This is a genomic window from Streptomyces sp. NPDC006283, assembly GCF_040613325.1.
GTDB lineage: Bacteria > Actinomycetota > Actinomycetes > Streptomycetales > Streptomycetaceae > Streptomyces.
Window position 1 is genome coordinate 1 of record NZ_JBEXRZ010000462.1, and the last position, 1,576, is coordinate 1,576.

At 65.0% G+C, this 1,576-nt stretch carries 3 pseudogenes; 2 read left to right on the plus strand and 1 reads right to left on the minus strand.

The window, feature by feature from the left end:
• Positions 1-297: 297 nt before the first annotated feature.
• A pseudogene (locus ABZ070_RS37280) lies at positions 298-625 on the plus strand (transposase); the annotation flags it as partial.
• A gap of 5 nt (positions 626-630) precedes the next feature.
• Here ABZ070_RS37280 and ABZ070_RS37285 read toward each other — a convergent pair.
• A pseudogene (locus ABZ070_RS37285) lies at positions 631-849 on the minus strand (transposase); the annotation flags it as partial.
• Positions 850-931: 82 nt separating this feature from the next.
• Between ABZ070_RS37285 and ABZ070_RS37290 the strand changes: the two are divergent.
• Positions 932-1,576, plus strand: a pseudogene (locus tag ABZ070_RS37290) (transposase family protein); the annotation flags it as partial.

Sequence of the window (1,576 nt, forward strand, 5' to 3'; positions counted from 1 at the left end):
CTCCGACATGATCAACCTGCGTGCTTCAACCCCCACCACACACAGACCAACGACCCAGGTCAGCCGCCGTCACCGCTAATCACGCACGAGGTCGTTAGACCACGTTATAGCGCGCGCTGTGACTGTGTAGGCACTTATGTACCGGTCTCAGTCTGCCAGCAGCCTCAACGCCGCACTCAATCTCGGGTAATCACCCATTCGGACTTCTCCGCCTTGGTCAGCCGGGCGTTCTCCGTCCGCAGCCGGGGCCAACTCGGCATCGGTGTCCTTCGACGCACCGGCGAGCGCTCCTGCGCCGTCGACCGCACCGGCATCCCTTGGCGCTACCTCCCGCACGACTTCGCGCCGTGGGAAACGGTCTACGGCTACTTCGCCGCCTGGCAAAAAGAAGGCGTCTTCGACCAGCTCAACGGACTGCTCCGCCGACTGGTTCGACAGACCGAAGGCCGGAGCGCCGAACCGAGTGTCTACGTGCTCACGTGCACGATGCCCAGAGCGTCAAGACGTCCGCCAACGTGCCCGCGGCCAATCAAGGCATCGACGCCGGCAAGAAAAAGCAGGCCGCAAGCGCCACCTGGGTGTCGATGCAATCGGTTTCCTGCTGGCCGTCTGGGTGACCGCTGCCAGGGACCTGCGATGCGCGGTGGACTTCGATATGCCGAAGCACGGCGGCAAGGCCCGCCAAGCGCAGCCGCTGACCAGCACGTAGATGATCGCCGCGAACAGCGTCTCATCAGGCGTGTCCTGCGTGCCGCCGCCCTGCGGCCGCACCTTCGACGGCGGGATCAGCGGCTTCGCGATCTCCCACAGCCCGTCCGGAACAATCCAACTCCGCATACCCCGCCCCATGCCGAGCCCCATGAGCCAGCACAGCACCACACAGGACACGGCCTATCAAGCGCGAATCTAAGCCGTCAGGCGTGAACTCGGCTCGCGATGGCGCAAGCTGGGCTGCTTCAGCCAAGCCCTGCTTGCCCTGGAACACCTGCGGAAGAACGAGACGCTGCCCCAACTCGCGGCGGGGTTTGGTATTTTCACTCAACCGCGTGGCGGTACGTGGACGAGAAACTTGCGATCCTAAGCACCCGGCGGCACGAGGCCCTCCGGCCTGGGCGAAGGGGACTTCGTCATGGTCGGGCAGCACCCTCATTTCCATCGACCGCATCGCCGCAAATCAGCCATACTACCCCTGGAAACACAAAAAGCACAACATGAACATCCAGGTCATCGCACGACCGTACGGCACCCCGTTGCGGTTCTCCCGTGCGACGCCCGGCCGCACCCACGACCTGACCGCAGCCCGCGCCCACGGCATCACCCAGGCGTGCCTCACCTCACCCGCCAGATCCTCGTACCGGCGGACCGCGCCTACCAGGGCGCCGGCGCCACCTTCCGGACGCCGCACTACCACCACCATGAACAGCCACAGCAGTACCAGCAGTTCAACCCCGAGCACGCCCAACTACGAGCCCCCGGCGAACCCTTCGCCCAACTCAAAACCTGGCGGCTTCTACGGCGAGCCCACTGCTCCACCCGCCGCATCAACCGCACCGTCCAAGCCATCCACACCCTCCTG